Annotated in this window: 16 protein-coding genes; 8 read left to right on the top strand and 8 right to left on the bottom strand. The window is 71.3% G+C overall.

All coding sequences use genetic code 11. The features are described from left to right. Positions 1-5: 5 nt before the first annotated feature. Complete coding sequence (locus tag ACZ6X9_RS14330) at positions 6-1,085, bottom strand: M4 family metallopeptidase (protein WP_469778288.1); 1,080 nt, start codon at positions 1,083-1,085, stop codon at positions 6-8. Positions 1,086-1,471: 386 nt separating this feature from the next. Here ACZ6X9_RS14330 and leuA point away from each other — a divergent pair, with 386 nt between their 5' ends. From leuA to ACZ6X9_RS14310, 4 genes are all read left to right on the top strand, one after another. Then, positions 1,472-3,274: a 2-isopropylmalate synthase gene (gene leuA, locus ACZ6X9_RS14325; protein ID WP_469778287.1), complete on the top strand. Its 1,803-nt coding sequence runs from the start codon at positions 1,472-1,474 to the stop codon at positions 3,272-3,274. Positions 3,275-3,601: 327 nt separating this feature from the next. Next, the gene (locus tag ACZ6X9_RS14320; protein WP_469778652.1) at positions 3,602-4,291 is read left to right on the top strand and encodes a TerB family tellurite resistance protein; all 690 of its coding nucleotides are present in this window, start codon (positions 3,602-3,604) and stop codon (positions 4,289-4,291) included. A gap of 183 nt (positions 4,292-4,474) precedes the next feature. Beyond that, a complete protein-coding gene (recO, locus tag ACZ6X9_RS14315) occupies positions 4,475-5,221 on the top strand; it encodes a DNA repair protein RecO (RefSeq protein ID WP_469778286.1) in 747 nt (248 codons plus the stop codon). A gap of 18 nt (positions 5,222-5,239) precedes the next feature. Further along, positions 5,240-6,088, top strand: a complete 849-nt coding sequence (locus ACZ6X9_RS14310) for an isoprenyl transferase (RefSeq protein ID WP_469778285.1) — start codon at positions 5,240-5,242, stop codon at positions 6,086-6,088. A gap of 142 nt (positions 6,089-6,230) precedes the next feature. Here ACZ6X9_RS14310 and ACZ6X9_RS14305 read toward each other — a convergent pair whose 3' ends face one another. The 4 genes from ACZ6X9_RS14305 to ACZ6X9_RS14290 all read right to left on the bottom strand — a co-directional run bounded on the left by ACZ6X9_RS14305 (position 6,231) and on the right by ACZ6X9_RS14290 (position 9,658). Further along, entirely contained in the window at positions 6,231-6,650 is a 420-nt protein-coding gene (locus ACZ6X9_RS14305) for a Fur family transcriptional regulator (protein WP_469778284.1), read from the bottom strand. Positions 6,651-6,876: 226 nt separating this feature from the next. Then, positions 6,877-7,797 (bottom strand): iron chelate uptake ABC transporter family permease subunit, encoded by a 921-nt coding sequence (locus ACZ6X9_RS14300; protein WP_469778283.1) that lies wholly within the window; start codon positions 7,795-7,797, stop codon positions 6,877-6,879. After that, on the bottom strand, positions 7,797-8,588 hold the full coding sequence (locus ACZ6X9_RS14295; RefSeq protein WP_469778282.1) for a metal ABC transporter ATP-binding protein: 792 nt from the start codon (positions 8,586-8,588) through the stop codon (positions 7,797-7,799). Before ACZ6X9_RS14295 ends, ACZ6X9_RS14300 begins: the two co-directional genes overlap by 1 nt. An 83-nt stretch (positions 8,589-8,671) precedes the next feature. Then, entirely contained in the window at positions 8,672-9,658 is a 987-nt protein-coding gene (locus ACZ6X9_RS14290; protein WP_469778281.1) for a metal ABC transporter substrate-binding protein, read from the bottom strand. Between the two features lie 208 nt (positions 9,659-9,866). On the opposite strand from ACZ6X9_RS14290, the gene ACZ6X9_RS14285 reads away from it, so the two are divergent. The 3 genes from ACZ6X9_RS14285 to ACZ6X9_RS14275 all read left to right on the top strand — a co-directional run bounded on the left by ACZ6X9_RS14285 (position 9,867) and on the right by ACZ6X9_RS14275 (position 13,153). Next, complete coding sequence (locus tag ACZ6X9_RS14285) at positions 9,867-11,249, top strand: glycine--tRNA ligase (protein ID WP_469778280.1); 1,383 nt, start codon at positions 9,867-9,869, stop codon at positions 11,247-11,249. A 597-nt stretch (positions 11,250-11,846) separates the two neighbouring features. Next, positions 11,847-12,449: a GNAT family N-acetyltransferase gene (locus tag ACZ6X9_RS14280; RefSeq protein WP_469778279.1), complete on the top strand. Its 603-nt coding sequence runs from the start codon at positions 11,847-11,849 to the stop codon at positions 12,447-12,449. 194 nt (positions 12,450-12,643) lie between these two features. After that, positions 12,644-13,153 carry a hypothetical protein gene (locus tag ACZ6X9_RS14275; RefSeq protein ID WP_469778278.1) on the top strand — a complete coding sequence of 170 codons (510 nt, stop codon included), beginning with the start codon at positions 12,644-12,646 and terminating at the stop codon, positions 13,151-13,153. Positions 13,154-13,228: 75 nt separating this feature from the next. Here ACZ6X9_RS14275 and ACZ6X9_RS14270 read toward each other — a convergent pair whose 3' ends face one another. The 3 genes from ACZ6X9_RS14270 to ACZ6X9_RS14260 all read right to left on the bottom strand — a co-directional run bounded on the left by ACZ6X9_RS14270 (position 13,229) and on the right by ACZ6X9_RS14260 (position 15,946). Continuing rightward, on the bottom strand, positions 13,229-14,032 hold the full coding sequence (locus ACZ6X9_RS14270; protein ID WP_469778277.1) for an NAD-dependent epimerase/dehydratase family protein: 804 nt from the start codon (positions 14,030-14,032) through the stop codon (positions 13,229-13,231). A 114-nt stretch (positions 14,033-14,146) separates the two neighbouring features. Continuing rightward, a complete protein-coding gene (locus ACZ6X9_RS14265; protein ID WP_469778276.1) occupies positions 14,147-14,572 on the bottom strand; it encodes a hypothetical protein in 426 nt (141 codons plus the stop codon). Between the two features lie 561 nt (positions 14,573-15,133). Further along, positions 15,134-15,946 carry a RibD family protein gene (locus ACZ6X9_RS14260; RefSeq protein ID WP_469778275.1) on the bottom strand — a complete coding sequence of 271 codons (813 nt, stop codon included), beginning with the start codon at positions 15,944-15,946 and terminating at the stop codon, positions 15,134-15,136. Between ACZ6X9_RS14260 and ACZ6X9_RS14255 the strand changes: the two genes are divergently transcribed. Next, positions 15,945-17,183, top strand: a complete 1,239-nt coding sequence (locus ACZ6X9_RS14255) for a helix-turn-helix domain-containing protein (RefSeq protein ID WP_469778274.1) — start codon at positions 15,945-15,947, stop codon at positions 17,181-17,183. The two genes, ACZ6X9_RS14260 and ACZ6X9_RS14255, sit on opposite strands and share 2 nt — an antisense overlap. Positions 17,184-17,248: the final 65 nt, after the last annotated feature.

Genomic DNA, 17,248 nt, shown 5'->3' with positions numbered 1-17,248 from the left:
CCGCCTTACGAGGTGGGGACGCCCACCTGGGCCCAGGCCTTGAGGACGGCGCGGTTCTCGTCGCCCTCGCCGTAGAGGGTGCGGGCCGTGGCGGCGCTGAGGCGGGCGAACGTGGCGAAGTCGGCGTCGGAGGGGAGGTCGCCGCCGGTGAGGGTGGCGTACCAGATGTGGCCGGCGCGTTCCCAGGCGTTGCCGCCGAGTTCGGTGGCCAGCAGGTAGAAGGCGTGGTTGGGGATGCCGGAGTTGATGTGCACACCGCCGTTGTCACGGGAGGTGCGGACGTAGTCCTTCATGACGGCGGGCTGCGGGTCCTTGCCCAGCCGGGGGTCGTCGTAGGCGGTGCCGGGCTGCTTCATGGAGCGCAGGGCGGTGCCGTGCACGCCCGGGGCGAGCAGGCCTTCCCCGATCAGCCAGTTGGCGTCGGCGGTGGACTGGCCGAGGGCGTACTGCTTGATCAGGGAGCCGAAGACGTCCGACAGGGACTCGTTGAGCGCGCCGGACTGGCCGTAGTACTCCAGGTTGGCGGTGTGCTGGGTGACGCCGTGGGTCAGCTCGTGGCCGATGACGTCGACGGGGAGGGTGAAGTCGAGGAAGATCTCGCCGTCGCCGTCGCCGAAGACCATCTGGTCGCCGTCCCAGAAGGCGTTGTTGTACTCCTCGCCGTAGTGGACGGAGGCGGTCAGCGGCAGGCCGCGGTCGTCGATGGAGTGCCGCCCGTAGACCTTGAGATAGAGGTCGAAGGTGGCGCCGAGGCCCGCGTGGGCCCGGTTGACGGTGGCGTCCTTGCAGGGGGCGTCGCCCTCGCCGCGCACCTTGCCGCCGGGCAGCGCGGTGTGGTGGCCCGCGTCGTAGATGGTGCGGTTCGGCGTGTCGGACGGGGTGGGGGTGCCGGCGTCGGCCGCCGTGCCGCGGAGACCGATGACGCGGCGGCGGGTGCGGAGGGCGCCGTCGTGCTCCAGGGTGCGGCGGGCGGGCTCGTAGTGGCGGGGGTCGTCGGAGGAGGCCAGTCGGTCCAGGATGTGTGGGGGGATGATCGTGCAGAAGGGACGGCGTGCGGGCACGGTCCCGGTGGAGTCGCCATTCATGGCCGGAATGTCGCACAGGGTCACGCATGTGTCACTCCCTGCCGCCATGATTAACGAAAAAGTGTGCTTGTGGATTCTTTGACCGGTCGGTTGGCGTCCCTTCTGATAACGGACCGTGGCCGCCGGACAGGCGTCCCGCATGCTGATACGGACAGGCCGGGTTCCGCCGCCTTCGGCTACTGTGCGACGCATCATGCGTTGTGGGCTGCTTCTCCTTAGCTGCCGCGGCGAGGGTCTGTAGTCGTCGGCCGACCCCCTCCCCGCGGAGACCGGTGTTGCGGTGCACGGCCCGGGAACTCCCGGGATCACCGCCCGCCCCGTCGGCCCGTCCCGGCTCCGCGACGGAGCCCGGGAACCCCGTGGAGCACCCGAGGAGACCCGCGCAGATGACCCGGCAGACGTCCCAGACCGCCCGCGTCCCCGATGCCGCCCCCGATTCCGTGGGCCGCCCCACCCCCCTCACCGCCGCCACCCTCACCCAGCGCCCGTCCGGGATGCCGGTGCACAAGTACGGCCGGTACGAGGCCGTGGACCTGCCCGACCGCACCTGGCCGGACCGCCGCATCACCAAGGCCCCCCGCTGGCTCTCCACCGACCTGCGCGACGGCAACCAGGCCCTGATCGACCCCATGTCGCCGGCCCGCAAGCGGGAGATGTTCGACCTGCTGGTCCGCATGGGCTACAAGGAGATCGAGGTCGGCTTCCCGTCCTCCGGCGCCACCGACTTCGCGTTCGTCCGCTCGATCATCGAGGAGGGCGCGATCCCCGAGGACGTGACGATCTCCGTCCTCACCCAGGCCCGCGAGGAGCTGATCGAACGGACCGTGGAGTCGCTGCGCGGCGCGCACCGGGCCACCGTGCACCTCTACAACGCCACCGCGCCCGTCTTCCGCCGCGTCGTCTTCCGCGGCTCGCGGGAGCAGGTGAAGCAGATCGCGGTCGACGGGACGCGCCTGGTCATGGAGTACGCCGAGAAGATCCTCGGCGACGACACCGTGTTCGGCTACCAGTACAGCCCGGAGATCTTCACCGACACCGAGCTGGACTTCGCCCTGGAGGTCTGCGAGGGCGTGATGGACGTCTGGCAGCCGGAGGAGGGTCGGGAGATCATCCTCAACCTGCCCGCGACCGTCGAGCGGTCCACCCCCTCCACCCATGCCGACCGCTTCGAGTGGATGGACCGGCACCTGTCCCGCCGCGCGTTCGTCTGTCTCTCCGCCCACCCGCACAACGACCGCGGCACCGCCGTCGCCGCCGCCGAACTCGCCGTGATGGCGGGCGCCGACCGCGTCGAGGGCTGCCTGTTCGGCCAGGGCGAGCGGACGGGCAACGTCGACCTGGTCACCCTGGGCATGAACCTGTTCTCCCAGGGCGTCGACCCCGAGATCGACTTCTCCCGGATCGACGACATCCGGCGCACCGCCGAGTACTGCAACCAGATGGAGGTCCACCCGCGCCACCCCTACGCGGGCGACCTGGTCTACACCGCCTTCTCCGGCTCCCACCAGGACGCCATCAAGAAGGGCTTCGAGGCGATGGAGGCCACCGCCGCCGCCGAGGGCCGGAGTGTGGACGAGATCGAGTGGGCGGTCCCGTACCTGCCGATCGACCCCAAGGACGTCGGGCGGTCGTACGAGGCGGTCATCCGCGTCAACTCGCAGTCCGGCAAGGGCGGCATCGCCTACGTCCTGAAGAACGACCACAAGCTGGACCTGCCGCGCCGGATGCAGATCGAGTTCTCGAAGATCATCCAGGCCCGGACCGACGCGGGGGGCGGCGAGATCACCCCGCAGGAGATCTGGTCCGTCTTCCGCGACGAGTACCTGCCCACCGACGACAACCCCTGGGGCCGTGTCGAACTGCGCGCCGCCCAGACGACGACGGCCGGCGAGGGCACCGACGTGCTCACCGTCGAGGCCGTCGTGGACGGGAAGGAGACGGTCCTGACCGGTACCGGCAACGGCCCGATCTCCGCCTTCTTCGACGCGCTCGCCGCCACCGGCATCGACGCCCGCCTGCTGGACTACACCGAGCACACCATGAGCGAGGGCGCCAGCGCCCGGGCCGCCTCGTACATCGAGTGCGTGATCGACGGCAAGGTGCTGTGGGGCATCGGCATCGACCCCAACACCACACGCGCCTCCATCAAGGCGGTCGTGTCCGCGGTGAACCGGGCCTACCGGCCCTGAGGCAACGGGTGTTGACTCCCGGGGGCGCCCGGCATCGCCCGGCGGCGCAGCGACGCCCGGCGACAGGCGGTAGGCGGTAGGCGGTAGGCGGTAGGCGGTAGCGGCGCGCCCCGAGCGTCAACGGCACGCCTCCGAAACCACCGCAATCGGTGGGCTCGGGGGCGTGTCCGGTACCGGGCCGCCTCAGACCGGCTCTAGTCTGCGCACGGGGTGCTGACGGCACGTCGGCGATGTGGCTAACATCACGTCAACGCGGCGACGAGGCCGTGGCGTTAGGAGGTGTGCGCCGTGAAGCACGCGCAAGGCCGACCGAACCCCGACCGGTGTGTGCTGGGCGTGCGCACCGTATGGCGCACCGTCGGCGACGGCGAGTTCTTCTGCCCCGGCTGCGGCGGGGACCGCAACTACGAGCGGCGCACCGGCCGCCGCCGCCTCGTCGCCCTGGGGCTGCCGCTGCTGCCGCGCGGGCCGGTGGGCCCGGTCGTCGAATGCACGGCCTGCCGCGAGCGGTATGCGATGGACGTCCTCGACCACCCCACGACCACCAGGTTCTCGGCGATGCTGCGGGACGCGGTGCACACGGTCGCGCTCGCGGTGCTGGCGGCGGGCGGCACGGAGGCCCGTACGGTCCGGCAGGCGGCGGTGGGCGCGGTCCGGGCGGCCGGTTTCGCCGACTGCAACGAGGAGCAGCTAGTCACGTTGATCGAGGCGCTGGCCGCCGATACGGGGCGGCTGCCCGGCAGATTCCCCGCCGGTCCCGCGGTGTCCGGGCGGGACGGCTTCGATCCGTGCGGCACGGCGCTCGCCATCGAGCTGCACGAGGCGCTGGAGCCGCTGGCTCCGCACCTCGCTCCCGCCGGGCGGGAGTCGATCCTGCTGCAAGGGGCTCGGATCGCGCTCGCGGACGGGCCGTACCGGCCCGCGGAGCGGGAGGTTCTGGCGACGGTGGGGCGGGCGTTGATGATCTGCCCGGAGGACACGGACCGGCTGCTGGCGGCGGCGCGGACGCCGTCGTAGACGGCGGGGGGGGGTGCCCCGGCCCCTCCCCCGGAGGGGGCACCCCCAACGGGCTGGATGGTGAGCCCGGGCGCGACAACCAGCCCGTCCGGTGTTTGAGGACAACCGCGCGGAGCGCGGTTTCGGGGGTGTGGGGGCGCAGCCCCCGCCGTCACCGGTCCCGCCGTGCGGGACAATGGCCCCATGACCCTCTTCCGCGACGACGGCATCGTGCTCCGCACGCAAAAGCTCGGCGAAGCGGACCGCATCATCACCCTCCTCACCCGCGCCCACGGCCGCGTCCGCGCCGTAGCCCGCGGCGTCCGCCGGACGAAGTCCAAGTTCGGTGCCCGGCTCGAACCCTTCTCGCACGTGGACGTGCAGTTCTTCACGCGCGGCGGGGAGCTGGTGGGGCGGAGCCTGCCGCTGTGCACGCAGAGCGAGACGATCGCCGCGTACGGCGGGAAGATCGTCACGGACTACGCCCGGTACACCGCCGGGACGGCCATGCTGGAGACGGCCGAGCGGTTCACGGACCACGAGGGCGAGCCGGCCGTCCAGCAGTACCTGCTGCTGGTGGGGGGCCTGCGGACGCTCGCCGCGGGGGAGCACGCCCCGCACCTGATCCTCGACGCGTTCCTGCTGCGCTCGCTCGCCGTCAACGGGTACGCGCCGAGCTTCGACGCATGCGCGCGCTGCGGGATGCCGGGCCCCAACCGGTTCTTCTCGACGGCGGCCGGCGGCGTGGTCTGCGGTGACTGCCGGGTGCCCGGTAGCGTCGTACCCTCCTCGGAGGCGATCGGGCTCCTCGCCGCCCTGCTGTCCGGGGACTGGGCCACGGCGGACGCGTGCGAGGCGCGGCACGTCCGGGAGGGCAGCGGCCTCGTCGCCGCATATCTGCACTGGCATCTCGAGCGGGGGCTTCGGTCGCTCCGCTACGTCGAGAAGTAAATAGGAGTAGTGGCAGCCATGGCACGACGCGGGTTTCTGGGCCGTTCCCGTCGCGAGTACCGCACCCCCGAGCCGCACCCGTCGGGCGCGCGGCCGCCGAAGATCCCGGGTGAGCTCGTCCCCGAGCACGTCGCGATCGTCATGGACGGCAACGGCCGCTGGGCCAAGGAGCGCGGGCTGCCGCGCACCGAGGGGCACAAGGTCGGCGCCGAGCGGGTGCTGGACGTGCTCCAGGGCGCGATCGAGATGGGGGTCGGCAGCATCTCGCTGTACGCCTTCTCCACCGAGAACTGGCGGCGCTCCCCGGACGAGGTGCGCTTCCTGATGAACTTCAACCGGGACTTCATCCGCAAGACCCGCGACCAGCTCGACGCGCTCGGCATCCGGGTGCGCTGGGTGGGCCGGATGCCCAAGCTGTGGCGCTCGGTGGCCAAGGAGCTCCAGATCGCCCAGGAGCAGACCAAGGACAACGACCTGCTGACGCTGTACTTCTGCATGAACTACGGCGGGCGTGCCGAGATCGCGGACGCGGCCCAGGCGTTGGCGGAGGACGTCCGCGCCGGCCGGCTGGACCCGTCGAAGGTCAGCGAGAAGACCTTCGCGAAGTACCTCTACTACCCGGACATGCCGGATGTGGACCTGTTCCTGCGCCCGTCCGGCGAGCAGCGCACGTCCAACTACCTGCTCTGGCAGAGCGCCTACGCGGAGATGGTGTTCCAGGACGTGCTCTGGCCGGACTTCGACCGCCGCGACCTGTGGCGCGCCTGCCTGGAGTACGCGCAGCGGGACCGGCGGTTCGGCGGCGCGATCCCCAACGCGGTGGAGCGGGGCGCGGAGGGCGCGGAGGAGACCGGCGCCCAGGTCTGAGCCGGCGGCGTGTGCGACCGGCTGCGCGAACGCCCGGCCCTCTCTCCGGGGGCCGGGCGTTCGCGTCGGCGGTTCAGGTTCAGGCGGTTCAGGCGGTGAACAGGCTTCAGGCGGTGAGGAAACTTCAGGCGGTGAAGAGGCTTCAGGCGGTGGCGGCGGTGCGGGCGCAGTCGCCGCAGGTGCCGAAGACCTCGACGGTGTGGGCGACGTCCACGAAGCCGTGCTCGCGGGCGATGGTGTCCGCCCATGTCTCGACGGCCGGGCCCTCGACCTCGACGGCCTTGCCGCACATCCGGCACACCAGGTGGTGGTGGTGTCCGCTGGAGCAGCGGCGGTAGACCGCCTCGCCCTCGCTGGTGCGCAGCACGTCCACCTCGCCGGCGTCGGCGAGGGACTGCAGGGTGCGGTAGACCGTGGTCAGTCCCACGGAGGCGCCGCGGTGCCTGAGCATGTCGTGGAGTTCCTGAGCGCTGCGGAACTCGTCCACCTCGTCGAGCGCCGCCGCGACGGCGGCGCGCTGCTTGGTGGCTCGGCCGCGTACCGGGGGACCGGCGGTCGCCACAGTTGCCTCCTCAAGCTCGGCTGACACACCCACGCACGGGTTCGCCGGCGTGCGGGCCAATTGTGCCAGGCCCCGCGCACCGGCCGGATGCCGCGATCCGTCATGATCCATGCGTTCCGGACGACCTGCGGAGTACAGGTTTGGTTAGCCTAACCTGCACCCCACGGTCGCCGCAGCAGGTGTGATCGCCGATGTGACCGCCGTCGCACACGGGAGGCCGGGGGCCTCAGACGCGTACGTCGTCGGGAGCGCCCGGGGTGCCGGGAGTGCCGGGGCTGCCAGGGGCGCCGGGATCCGCCAGTGTGCACCGCTCCTCGTCCAGCGCCTTCTTCCGGGCGCGCGACCGGGCCAGCGGCGTGGCGATCGCGGTGAGGGCGATGAAGACGCCGATCGCCATCAAGACGATGGTGGCGCCCGGCGGGACGTCCACGTAGTACGAGGTCGTGGTGCCGGACAGGGTGACCAGCACCCCGATGCCCACGGACAGCGCGAGTGTGGTCGCGAAGCTGCGGGCGATCTGCTGCGACGCGGCCACCGGGATCACCATCAGGGCGCTGACCAGCAGCAGCCCCACCACCCGCATGGCGACGGTGACCGTCAGCGCGGCCGTGACGGCCACCAGCAGGTTGAGCAGGCGGACCGGAAGGCCGGTGACGCGGGCGAACTCCTCGTCCTGGCAGATGGCGAAAAGCTGCCGTCGCAGGCCCAGTGTGGCGAGGATCACGAAGGCGGCCAGGATGCAGATCGCGACGATGTCCTGCCGCGAGACCGTGGTCAGCGAACCGAAGAGGTACGTGACCAGGTTGGCGTTGGACCCGTTGTCGGAGAGGTTGATCAGCATCACGCCGCCGGCCATGCCGCCGTAGAACAGCATGGCGAGGGCGATGTCGCCGCGGGCCTTGCCGTAGGAGCGGATCAGCTCCATCACGACGGCGCCCACCACGCACACCGTCGCGGCCACCCACACCGGGCTGGTGTGGAGCAGGAAGCCCAGGCCCACACCGGTGAGGGCGACGTGGCCGATGCCGTCGCCCATCAGCGCCTGGTGGCGCTGGACGAGGTAGATGCCGATCGCGGGGGCGGTGATGCCCACGAGGAGCGCGGCGAGCAGTGCGCGTTGCATGAACGCGGCGTCGAGGATCTCCATCAGCTCAGCAGCCCTGTCCGAGTCGGGCCCGCGGCCGGGCCGGCGTGCGGGTGTACGTGGTCGTGGCCGGGGAGCGCGTGCTGGCCCACGGCCTCGGGCGGCGGTCCGTCGTGCACGACGCAGCCGTCGCGGAGCACGATCGCCCGGTCGATGAGGGGCTCCAGCGGCCCCAGTTCGTGCAGGACGAGCAGGACGGTGGTGCCCCGGGTGACCTCCTCGCGCAGGGCGTTCGCCAGCACCTCCTGGCTGGCGAGGTCCACGCCGGCCATCGGCTCGTCCATGATCAGCAGTTCGGGTTCGACGGCGAGCGCGCGGGCGATCAGCACCCGCTGGTGCTGGCCGCCGGAAAGCGCGTTCACCGAGTCCTTGAGCCGGTCCGCCATGCCGACCAGCTCCAGCGCCTTCACCACGGCGTCGCGGTCGGCCCGGCGGCTGAACCCCAGCTTCGTCCGGGCCAGCCGGCCCGCGGAGACCACCTCGCGCACGGTCGCCGGGACGCCGGCCGCGGCGGTGGTGCGCTGCGGTACGTACCCGATCCGCGCCCAGTCGCGGAAGCGGCGCTTCGGCGTCCCGAACAGCTCCAGCTCACCGCCGGTCAGCGGGACCTGGCCGACGATCGCCCGGACCGCCGTGGACTTGCCGGACCCGTTGGCGCCGAGCAGCGCGACGACCTCGCCGCGCCGGACCTCCAGGTCCACCCCGCGCAGCACGGGCCGCGCCCCGAGCGACGCCGTCGCCCCGCGCAGGGATATGACGGGCCGCTCCGTGCCGGGTCCCGTGTCGGGTTTCATGTCCGCCTCCTCAGGCGCGCGCTGGTCGGTGGTCGCCTCGGTGCTCGCCCCGGGGGCGGCCGGGGTGCTGCTCGTCCGCGTGCTCACTTCGCACCGAGCGCTTTCCGCAGGGCCGTCAGGTTGGACTCCATGACCTCGAAGTAATCGTGTCCCCTGGACTCGTCCGTGATGCCCTCCAGCGGGTCCAGGACGTCGGTCCGCAGGCCGAGGTCGCCGGCGATGGTTTTGGCGGTGGCCGGGCTGGCGATGGTCTCGAAGAAGACCGTGCCGACGTGGTGGTCCTTCGCCAGCTTGTGCAGGTCCTTGATCCGCGCCGCGCTCGGCTCGGCCTCCGGGTCGACGCCGCTGACGGCCTCCTCGGTGAGCCCGTAGCGCTCGGCGAGGTAGCCGAAGGCGGCGTGGGTGGTGATGAAGGTGTCGGAGGCGCGGTTCCGCAGGCCGTCCGAGAACGTGGCGTTCAGCTCCTTGAGGCGGCCCACCAGGATGTCGGTGTTCTTCCGGAAGATCTCCCGGTGGTCCGGGGCGGCCTTGGCGAGGACCTTGTTGACGCCCTGGGCGACCTCGGCGTACTTCACGGGGTCGAGCCAGACGTGCGGGTCGGCGGCGCCTTCGTGGTCGTGGTCGCCGTGCTCTTCGTGGTCGCCGTGTTCGTGGCCGTCGACCTCGTCCCCGTGGGTCTCCAGGCGGGTGAGGGAGGCCGCGTCGGCGACGTTCTTCGCGCCGGACTGCTTGATCGCCTCGTCCACGGCGGGCTGGAGCCCCTTGAGGTAGACGACGGCGTCCGCCTTCTCCAGGGAGGCGACCTGCCGGGGCTTGAGCTCCAGGTCGTGCGGCTCCTGACCGGGCTTGGTGAGGCCGGTGACGTGGACGTGGTCCCCGCCGATCTGCCGGACGAGGAACTCCATCGGATAGAACGACGCCACGACGTCCAGCTTGCCGTCCTTCGTCGCCGACCGCTCGCCGGAACCGCAGGCGGAGAGTGTGCCGAGGCCGAGCACCGTCGCCAGGGCGACGGCGAGCCCGGTTATTCGGGGGGACCGGGAGGCGGGGCGGCGAGGGTTGTCGTTCATGACACTCATTTTCAACGAAAATGGAAACGATTGTCAACAAGAGCGGTCACCGGGTGGTCCGGACGTCGGCCCGCCGACCCGGCGGCCGACGGGCGCCCGGGCGGTGGCCGATCACGGACCGGTCGGGGCGGGACCGATTTGATGAGAGGGGGTGTCGCGCCGGTAACCTGAAGCATTCGCTGTTCGTCGTCGCAATGAAGAGAGCACCGTGGCCGCCGACAAGATCGACACCATCGTCAGCCTGAGCAAGCGCCGTGGCTTCGTCTATCCGTGCAGTGAGATCTACGGCGGTCAGCGTGCCGCCTGGGACTACGGACCGCTCGGTGTGGAGCTCAAGGAGAACATCAAGCGCCAGTGGTGGCGTTCCATGGTCACCTCGCGCGACGACGTGGTCGGTCTCGACTCGTCGGTGATCCTGGCCCGTGAGGTGTGGGAGGCGTCCGGTCACGTCGCCACCTTCACCGACCCGCTGACCGAGTGCACCTCCTGCCACAAGCGCTTCCGCGCCGACCACCTGGAGGAGGCGTACGAGGCCAAGCACGGCAAGCTCCCCGAGAACGGCCTCGCCGACCTCAACTGCCCGCACTGCGGCAACAAGGGCGGCTTCACCGAGCCCAAGCAGTTCTCCGGCCTGCTCTCCACCCACCTCGGCCCGACGCAGGACAGCGGCTCCGTGAGCTACCTGCGCCCCGAGACCGCGCAGGGCATCTTCACCAACTTCGCCCAGGTGCAGCAGACCTCGCGCCGCAAGCCGCCGTTCGGCATCGCCCAGACCGGCAAGTCGTTCCGCAACGAGATCACGCCGGGCAACTTCATCTTCCGTACCCGCGAGTTCGAGCAGATGGAGATGGAGTTCTTCGTCAAGCCGGGCGAGGACGAGCAGTGGCACGAGTACTGGATGGAGCAGCGCTGGAGCTGGTACACCGGCCTCGGCATGCGCGAGGAGAACATGCGGTGGTACGAGCACGCCGCCGAGAAGCTCTCGCACTACTCCAAGCGCACCGTTGACATCGAGTACCGCTTCAACTTCGGCGGCACCGAGTTCTCCGAGCTGGAGGGCCTCGCCAACCGCACCGACTACGACCTGAAGGCCCACTCCGCCGCCTCCGGCCAGGACCTGTCGTACTTCGACCAGGAAGCCGGCGAGCGCTACTTCCCGTACGTCATCGAGCCGGCGGCCGGCCTCAACCGCGCCATGCTCGCCTTCATGCTCGACGCGTACAACGAGGACGAGGCCCCCAACGCCAAGGGCGTCATGGAGAAGCGCGTCGTCATGCGCCTCGACCCGCGCCTGGCCCCGGTCAAGGTCGCCGTCCTGCCGCTGTCCCGCAACCCGCAGCTCTCCCCGAAGGCCAAGGGCCTCGCGGCGGACCTGCGCAAGCACTGGAACATCGACTTCGACGACGCCGGCGCCATCGGCCGCCGCTACCGCCGCCAGGACGAGATCGGCACGCCGTTCTGCGTCACCGTCGACTTCGACACCCTCGACGACAACGCGGTGACCGTGCGCGAGCGCGACACGATGAAGCAGGAGCGCGTCTCCCTCGACCAGATCCAGGCGTACCTGGGCGGGCGTCTGCTCGGCTGCTGAGGTCGCTCGCTGAGCTTGCTTGTTGAGCTCGCTTGCCGAGCTCGCTCTTTCCGAGCCTGCTTTCGGAGGCCCCGGTCCCGCCGCGTGCGGGGGCGGGGCCTTCGGGCGTGTGGGGCGGGGTCTTTGACCGACCGCGCCACCACCCGCGGCACGACACGCCGGCCCGGGCGGCCGTCGCCGTGGTGCCCGCGCCGCCGTGGGGGTGCGCTGCTGTTCCGCCCGCAATTCCCAGGTGCCGGTGGCGCAGCCGCCCGTGTGCCTGGGTTTGCCCGGGTGACGGAACTCCGGCCAGTCCCCGGCTTCGAACGATCCGTCACCTTTGAGTCTCAGTGTGCCGAAAGGCTCGGCCCGGTAAGTGCCGGCCATGTCCTGCCGGGTGATTCCCCCCCCGGGCGTTTGCCTTCGTCGCCGCACGCGGCGGGGTGCGCGCACCCGGTATCGGTGACGGACACGATCGCGACGAGAACGCAGGTCGCACCGATGGCACGCCGGCGCCTCCTGAACTCCGAAATCGCCGGAATACGCCCGGAATTGCAGACGCGGAATCGCATGCGTCACCGGGAGCCCTCATATGGCCTGCTGGGGCACACTGGGCCGATGCCGCGATTGATCACGCCTGATGTGCGCGTCCACCTCTCGTTCGTCGAAGCCATGGCCGAGTTCCGGGGGGAGGGGCGGGGGGTGCCCGAGGACGACTCGATGATCGGGCGGGACATCCTGCGTTTCCACCCGAGGTGGCGAGACCCCGAGGTGTTCGCGGAGTACGTGAAGTCGGTGCGCGCCGACACCCGGGAGGACACCCCCCGCCCCGCGGGCCGTGTCCCCGCCACCACCCTGTGGTACGTCGAGGGCGACACCTGGCTGGGACGCGTCGCCGTCCGCCACCGCTCCACACCACGGCTGTTGGAGTGGGGCGGCCACATCGGCTACGACGTCCGCCCCTCCGCCCGCCGCCGCGGGCACGCCACCGCGATGCTGCGTTCCGTACTGCCGGTCGCCGCGGGCCTGGACCTCGATCCGGTTCTGGTCACCTGCGACCCGGACAACGTCGCCTCCCGCAAGGTCATCGAGGCGTGCGGCGGCGTCTTCGAGGACGAGCGGAGCGGCAAGCTCCGGTACTGGATCCGCACCCGGCAAGGGGCGCCGGACGCGGCCCAGCGGGGTCCGGGCGACCGTGGCGGCCCGGCCGTCGAGGGGTGAGGCGCCCGAGGCCCCGGCCGTGGTGCTCGGCGGGCGCAGGGCGTCGTCGGGCTGCGGGTCGTGTCGGCCTGCCGGGTGCCCGGCCCCGCGGCCCCGGGCGGGCGGCAGGCGGGACGCGGGCGTTGGGCCCGGGGCGGGTCTCCGCGGTCGGTTGTGCGAGCCTGCTGTCCCAGACGCCGACCGGGAAGGCTCCGATGCATCGCGACGACGCCGTCAAGCAGCTCACGCATATCGCTCAGGAGCGGGCATTCGGCCGGCACGTCGGGTCCGACCGGCTCATCCAGGCCGGACTGGACGCGCTCCTCGCCGGGGTCGACAGCCCCTCTCTCGCCATGCTGGCCGGGCTCGGCCGGAGAGAGGAACCCGAAGCACCGGCGCTTTTCGACCGGGTTCTGGAGGAATTGGGGCTGACATTCCGCGCGCCCGCCGATCCGCGGGCCGCGCAGTGGGCGATGGCCTATTGGGTCGCCGGTCGGATCGCCGACGGAACCCTCAGCCCCGCCGCCGGCACCCATCTCATCCAGGCGGAAATCACCGACAACCTCGGCTATCCGGAGGAGTTGGCACCTCTTGTCCACTGCGCGCACAGCCTGCACTGCTGGGAAGAGAACTGGGGAGTCTCCCTTGAGGAACTCGACAGGGAGGCCGTCCAGGCGGCGAAGCGGTTCCTCAGCCGGGGGCCGGCGGTAGGGGAGGGGAGCTGACGGCTTGGCTCGTGTTCGCCGGGGCCAGGCCGGCCCAAGGGGCTTGTGTACAAGCGGGCTTTGGTGCCGGAGCGTTCACGGCCGCAGGTGTTTCAACGTGAACTCGGGCGAGGCGTAGGGGCCGCCTTGCGGAGCTTCCGGATCCGTACCGAGGTCAGTGTCGCTGAGGCGCGACGCGTGCTCTTCGGCGTTGTCGAGCGGCGTGTAGGCCAGTTCGGATTCCGCGGGGAGTTCCCAATAGCGGCGGGTATTGGCGGAGACGGCGTACACCGTGGTGAAGCGCGTGGACAGTGGGGCGGTCAGCGCGGCGCGGCAGAAGCCGACGGCATCGCGCGGGCTGAGCCACGTCGCCAGGTGGCGCGGTTCCGTGGGCGCCTCCTCGAAGCTGCCGATGCGCAGGCAGACAACGGAGACGCCGAACTTGTCCGCGTACAGCCGTCCCAGGGCCTCGACGGCCGCCTTGCTCACCCCGTACAGGCCGTCCGGGCGCACCGGATCCCGGGGGCCGGTGTGGTGGGCGGTGGGGTAGAAGCCGGTCACGCGGTTGCTGCTCGCCAGTACGACCCGTGGAATCGCCCCGCGCCGGGCGGCTTCCAGCACATGGTGGGTGCCCAGCACGTTGGCGTCCAAGAGGTCTTCGAGCGGTGCCTCGTCCGGCAGGCCGCCCAGGTGGATCACGGCATCCGCACCCGCGAGCGCGGCTTCGACGGCGGCCGCCTCCCGGAGGTCCACGGTGTGGACCACCTCGTTCGCGGCCTCGGCCCGGAGCGGCACGCGGTCGAGCAAGAGCAGGCGGCTCACCTCGCCGCGCAACGCTTCGCGCAGAACCGAGCCGATGTTCCCCGCCGCCCCGGTGATCGCCACTGTTCCCCATGCCACTGTACGTCTCCTTCGTGTGTACGTCTCCTTCGTGGTCGAGTGATCCTCTCATCGCCGGTCGCGGTAACCCACGGGCGGGGAACGGGCGATGGGGCTTGTGGCATCGAGCGGGCGTCAGTGGACGATGGACACGAAGCGGCAGGCGGCCGCGGCGAGGGCGGGATCACCGGCGACGTGGGCTCGCGCCAGGGCCGTGTCCGGCCGGATGCCGCGCGTGCACAGGCGCCAGGCGGTCCCCGCGTCCAGGCGGAGGAGCGCGGCGGGGCGTCCGGTGTCCGGTTCGGTCAGTGACCAGCGGGTCTTGGTGGCCGTGGCCGTGGCCGTCCGGACTCCGCCGGCCGGACCGTCGACCCTGACCCGGATCCGCGTGCCCAGCGGTACGCCGACCGTGTGCAGGGTGTGCGGCAGAGCCCGCATGAACGTGTCCGGGACCACCGACAGGAGCATCGGGTCCGGGTCGGTCGGCAGACCGACCGCGTGGTGGATCCGCCGGCGGTGGGTCCGAAACTCGGTGAGGTCCCGGGCGCTGTCCGGCCACATCGGCGCCGGATCGATCCCCGCCCAGGACACTCCCGGCGCCGGGGCGTACGGGTCCGCACCCTCGAAGAAGCGGGTGGTCCGGCCGCCGACCAGTCCAGGGTGTCCGTGAGCGCGGCCGGGCTGACCCGGGCGAAGGCGTTCACCCACTCCTGGTCGCCGCGGTGAATGAACGCTTCCGGCGTTTCGCCCGGCGCGGGGGCCGATCCGTGCCGGTGCCGGTGCCGGTGCCGGTGCCGGTGTCCGTGCCGGTCGCGGTCGCGGGCGAGGCGGCCCGTAGCCGTCGCCCACCACGTGCGCGGCGACGTCGCGCACGGTCCAGCCCGGCGCCGCTTCCTTGTGCCGGCCGGAAGGGGTCAGGCCGCGCAGCGTGGCCATGAGCGCGGCGTGTTGGGAGCGAACAGGGGGCGGGCGTCGATCGGCGTGCCGAGCCAGGGACGGCCCGGTACGTCACCAGGCGGGTGGCCCATGACCGAAGCGTGGCCCTCGCGGGGGCGCGTGGCCACCGCATTACCCGCTCGGGTCGTGCGGGCGTTCGGCCGCGCGGCCGGGTCGTCCGTCCGCTCAGCCCCGCGGCCGGGCCACCAGGCGGACGTCCGGGCCCGAGCGGGCCACGTCGAGCAACTCGCAGCGGAGCGTGTCGCCGATCGTGCCGATCGAGCCGCCCTGCAAGGCACTCTTGCCCCTGCCGAGGAAGGCCGGTGCGATGTACGCGATCACGCGATCGACCAGCCCGGCCGACACGAACGACGCGGCCAGGGTGGGGCCACCCTCCAGGAACATGCCGCGCACCTCGCGCTTGCGCAACTCGCGCAGCAACGACGCGATGTCCAGGCCCGCGCCGTCGCCGTCGCGGGACTTCGGGAGCCTGACGATGGTCGCCCGGCCTTCCAGGTGCGAGGCATCCGCCTCCTCCGACACCGCGATCAGCGTGGGCGCGGCGTCATCCAGGACGCGGGCGCTTACCGGCGTACGGGCGTGGGTGTCCACGACCACCCGCCACGGCTGCTGCTCGGCCGGTGCTGTGACCCGGAGGGCCGGGTCGTCCTTCGCCGAGCGCACGGCCAGGTGCGGGTCGTCCGCTTGCTGAGTGCCCGAACCCACGACGGTCGCCTGACAGGCGGCCCGCAGCGCGTGCACCTCGGCGCGGGACTCCGCACTGGTGATCCACTGACTGGTGCCGTCCGCCGCGGCGATCCGGCCGTCCAGGGTGGCGGCGTTCGCGTGGACGACGTAGCGGCGCCCGCTGACGGTTGCTCCTCGTCGGCGACGACGGCTCGACCACTGAAGGGGGGAAGTTCTCTTCGCGGCGCCGATGTTCGTAAGCCGCTGGCCTACGCTGGTAGTTGAGCGCCCACCATCAAGGGGAACATCCATGATCGATGTACCGGAACTCAGCATCGGGGAGCGGATCAAGCACTACAGGACGAAGAGCGGGAAGTCACAGGCGGCCCTCGGGGGGCTTGTTGGCCGTTCGGAAGACTGGGTGTCCAAAGTCGAGCGCGGACTCATCCCAGTGGACCGGTTGTCCGTCCTTCTCGACATCGCGCGCGTCCTGGGAATCCGCGACCTGGCCGATCTCACCGGTCCCACGGCTGCGCTGTCGCTCTCGCCCTCTCCGGAGCACCCCACAGTCCCGGCGATTCGACGGGCTTTGCACACGCCGCCCACCCTCCTCGGCTCCAGCCTGCCGGGTGAGCCCGTGTCCATCGACGAACTGTCCCGGCGGGTGGCTGAAACCTGGCAGGTTTACGAGACGCAGACACAGCGGTACGAGCCGGTCGGCCGGGTTCTGCCCGGTCTCCTCGCCGAGGCGTACTGGAGTGTGCGGAACGCCAACGCGGACAATGAGTTGGAGGCGGCACGTTCCCTCGTTTCCCTGCTGCACCTCCATCAGGTCTTCTTGCGGCGCGTAGGCGAACGCAAGCTGTCGTTGACGGCAGCCGATCGAGCGATGCAGATCGCCGATGCCACCGGGGACCCGGCCCTCATCGCTGCCTCCGTATGGAACGTGTGCGGCATCCTCACATCGAGCGGAGAAGTGGCGGACTCCCTCGAACTGGCCCGGGCGGCCATCGACCACGTGCGCCCCGGGGACCACGCCACCCCGGAACACCTCTCCGCTTACGGCGCGCTTCATCTCGCCGCTGTGATCGCGGCCGTGCGAGACGGTAAGGCGCCGGTGGCCTGGGACCTGCTGCGCGGTGCCGACGCCGTCGCGGCGCGCCTCGGGGAGGATCGCAACGACTGGCACACGTCGTTCGGGCCGACGAACGTCAGGATGCACGCCGTGCACTTGGCGGCCGAAGAGGGTGACGCGGCCGAAGCGCTGCGACTGGCCGACGACGTGGAGGTGCCCGACCCGGGCGGCGTACTGCCGTTGGAGCGCACGACGAGGTATCTGGTCGAGGTGATGCACGCGAACCGGTTGACGGGCGACGATTACGCCACGCTGTACATGCTCCGGAAGATCAGGGAGGCGAGCCCGGAGGAAATCCGCTATTTCCCCTTGGTCCGTGACGCGATCGGCGCGCTGCTCAAGCGCGAGCGACCCACGTACCGCCGCGAGCTGCGCGAACTCGCGGCGCACGTAGGGGTGCTGGCGGCGGCCTGACCCCGGAACGCGAGGCGGCCCGGAAAATGCTTCCGGGCCGCCTCCCGTTTCCCGTTCTACGGTCT

It is taken from the genome of Streptomyces sp. NPDC052910 (assembly GCF_055585605.1).
Note: the sequence above shows the minus strand (reverse complement) of the source record. Positions and strands in the feature narration are given on the sequence as shown.

Coding starts and splice junctions, on each gene's coding strand:
- ACZ6X9_RS14295 (WP_469778282.1), bottom strand. CDS start 8,588: ATGAAACCCGACACGGGACCCGGCACGGAGCGGCCCGTCATATCCCTG.
- ACZ6X9_RS14290 (WP_469778281.1), bottom strand. CDS start 9,658: ATGAACGACAACCCTCGCCGCCCCGCCTCCCGGTCCCCCCGAATAACC.
- ACZ6X9_RS14275 (WP_469778278.1), top strand. CDS start 12,644: ATGCATCGCGACGACGCCGTCAAGCAGCTCACGCATATCGCTCAGGAG.
- leuA (WP_469778287.1), top strand. CDS start 1,472: ATGACCCGGCAGACGTCCCAGACCGCCCGCGTCCCCGATGCCGCCCCC.
- ACZ6X9_RS14330 (WP_469778288.1), bottom strand. CDS start 1,085: ATGAATGGCGACTCCACCGGGACCGTGCCCGCACGCCGTCCCTTCTGC.
- ACZ6X9_RS14280 (WP_469778279.1), top strand. CDS start 11,847: ATGCCGCGATTGATCACGCCTGATGTGCGCGTCCACCTCTCGTTCGTC.
- ACZ6X9_RS14260 (WP_469778275.1), bottom strand. CDS start 15,946: ATGGATGTTCCCCTTGATGGTGGGCGCTCAACTACCAGCGTAGGCCAG.
- ACZ6X9_RS14310 (WP_469778285.1), top strand. CDS start 5,240: ATGGCACGACGCGGGTTTCTGGGCCGTTCCCGTCGCGAGTACCGCACC.
- ACZ6X9_RS14255 (WP_469778274.1), top strand. CDS start 15,945: ATGATCGATGTACCGGAACTCAGCATCGGGGAGCGGATCAAGCACTAC.
- recO (WP_469778286.1), top strand. CDS start 4,475: ATGACCCTCTTCCGCGACGACGGCATCGTGCTCCGCACGCAAAAGCTC.
- ACZ6X9_RS14300 (WP_469778283.1), bottom strand. CDS start 7,797: ATGGAGATCCTCGACGCCGCGTTCATGCAACGCGCACTGCTCGCCGCG.
- ACZ6X9_RS14265 (WP_469778276.1), bottom strand. CDS start 14,572: ATGTGGCCGGACAGCGCCCGGGACCTCACCGAGTTTCGGACCCACCGC.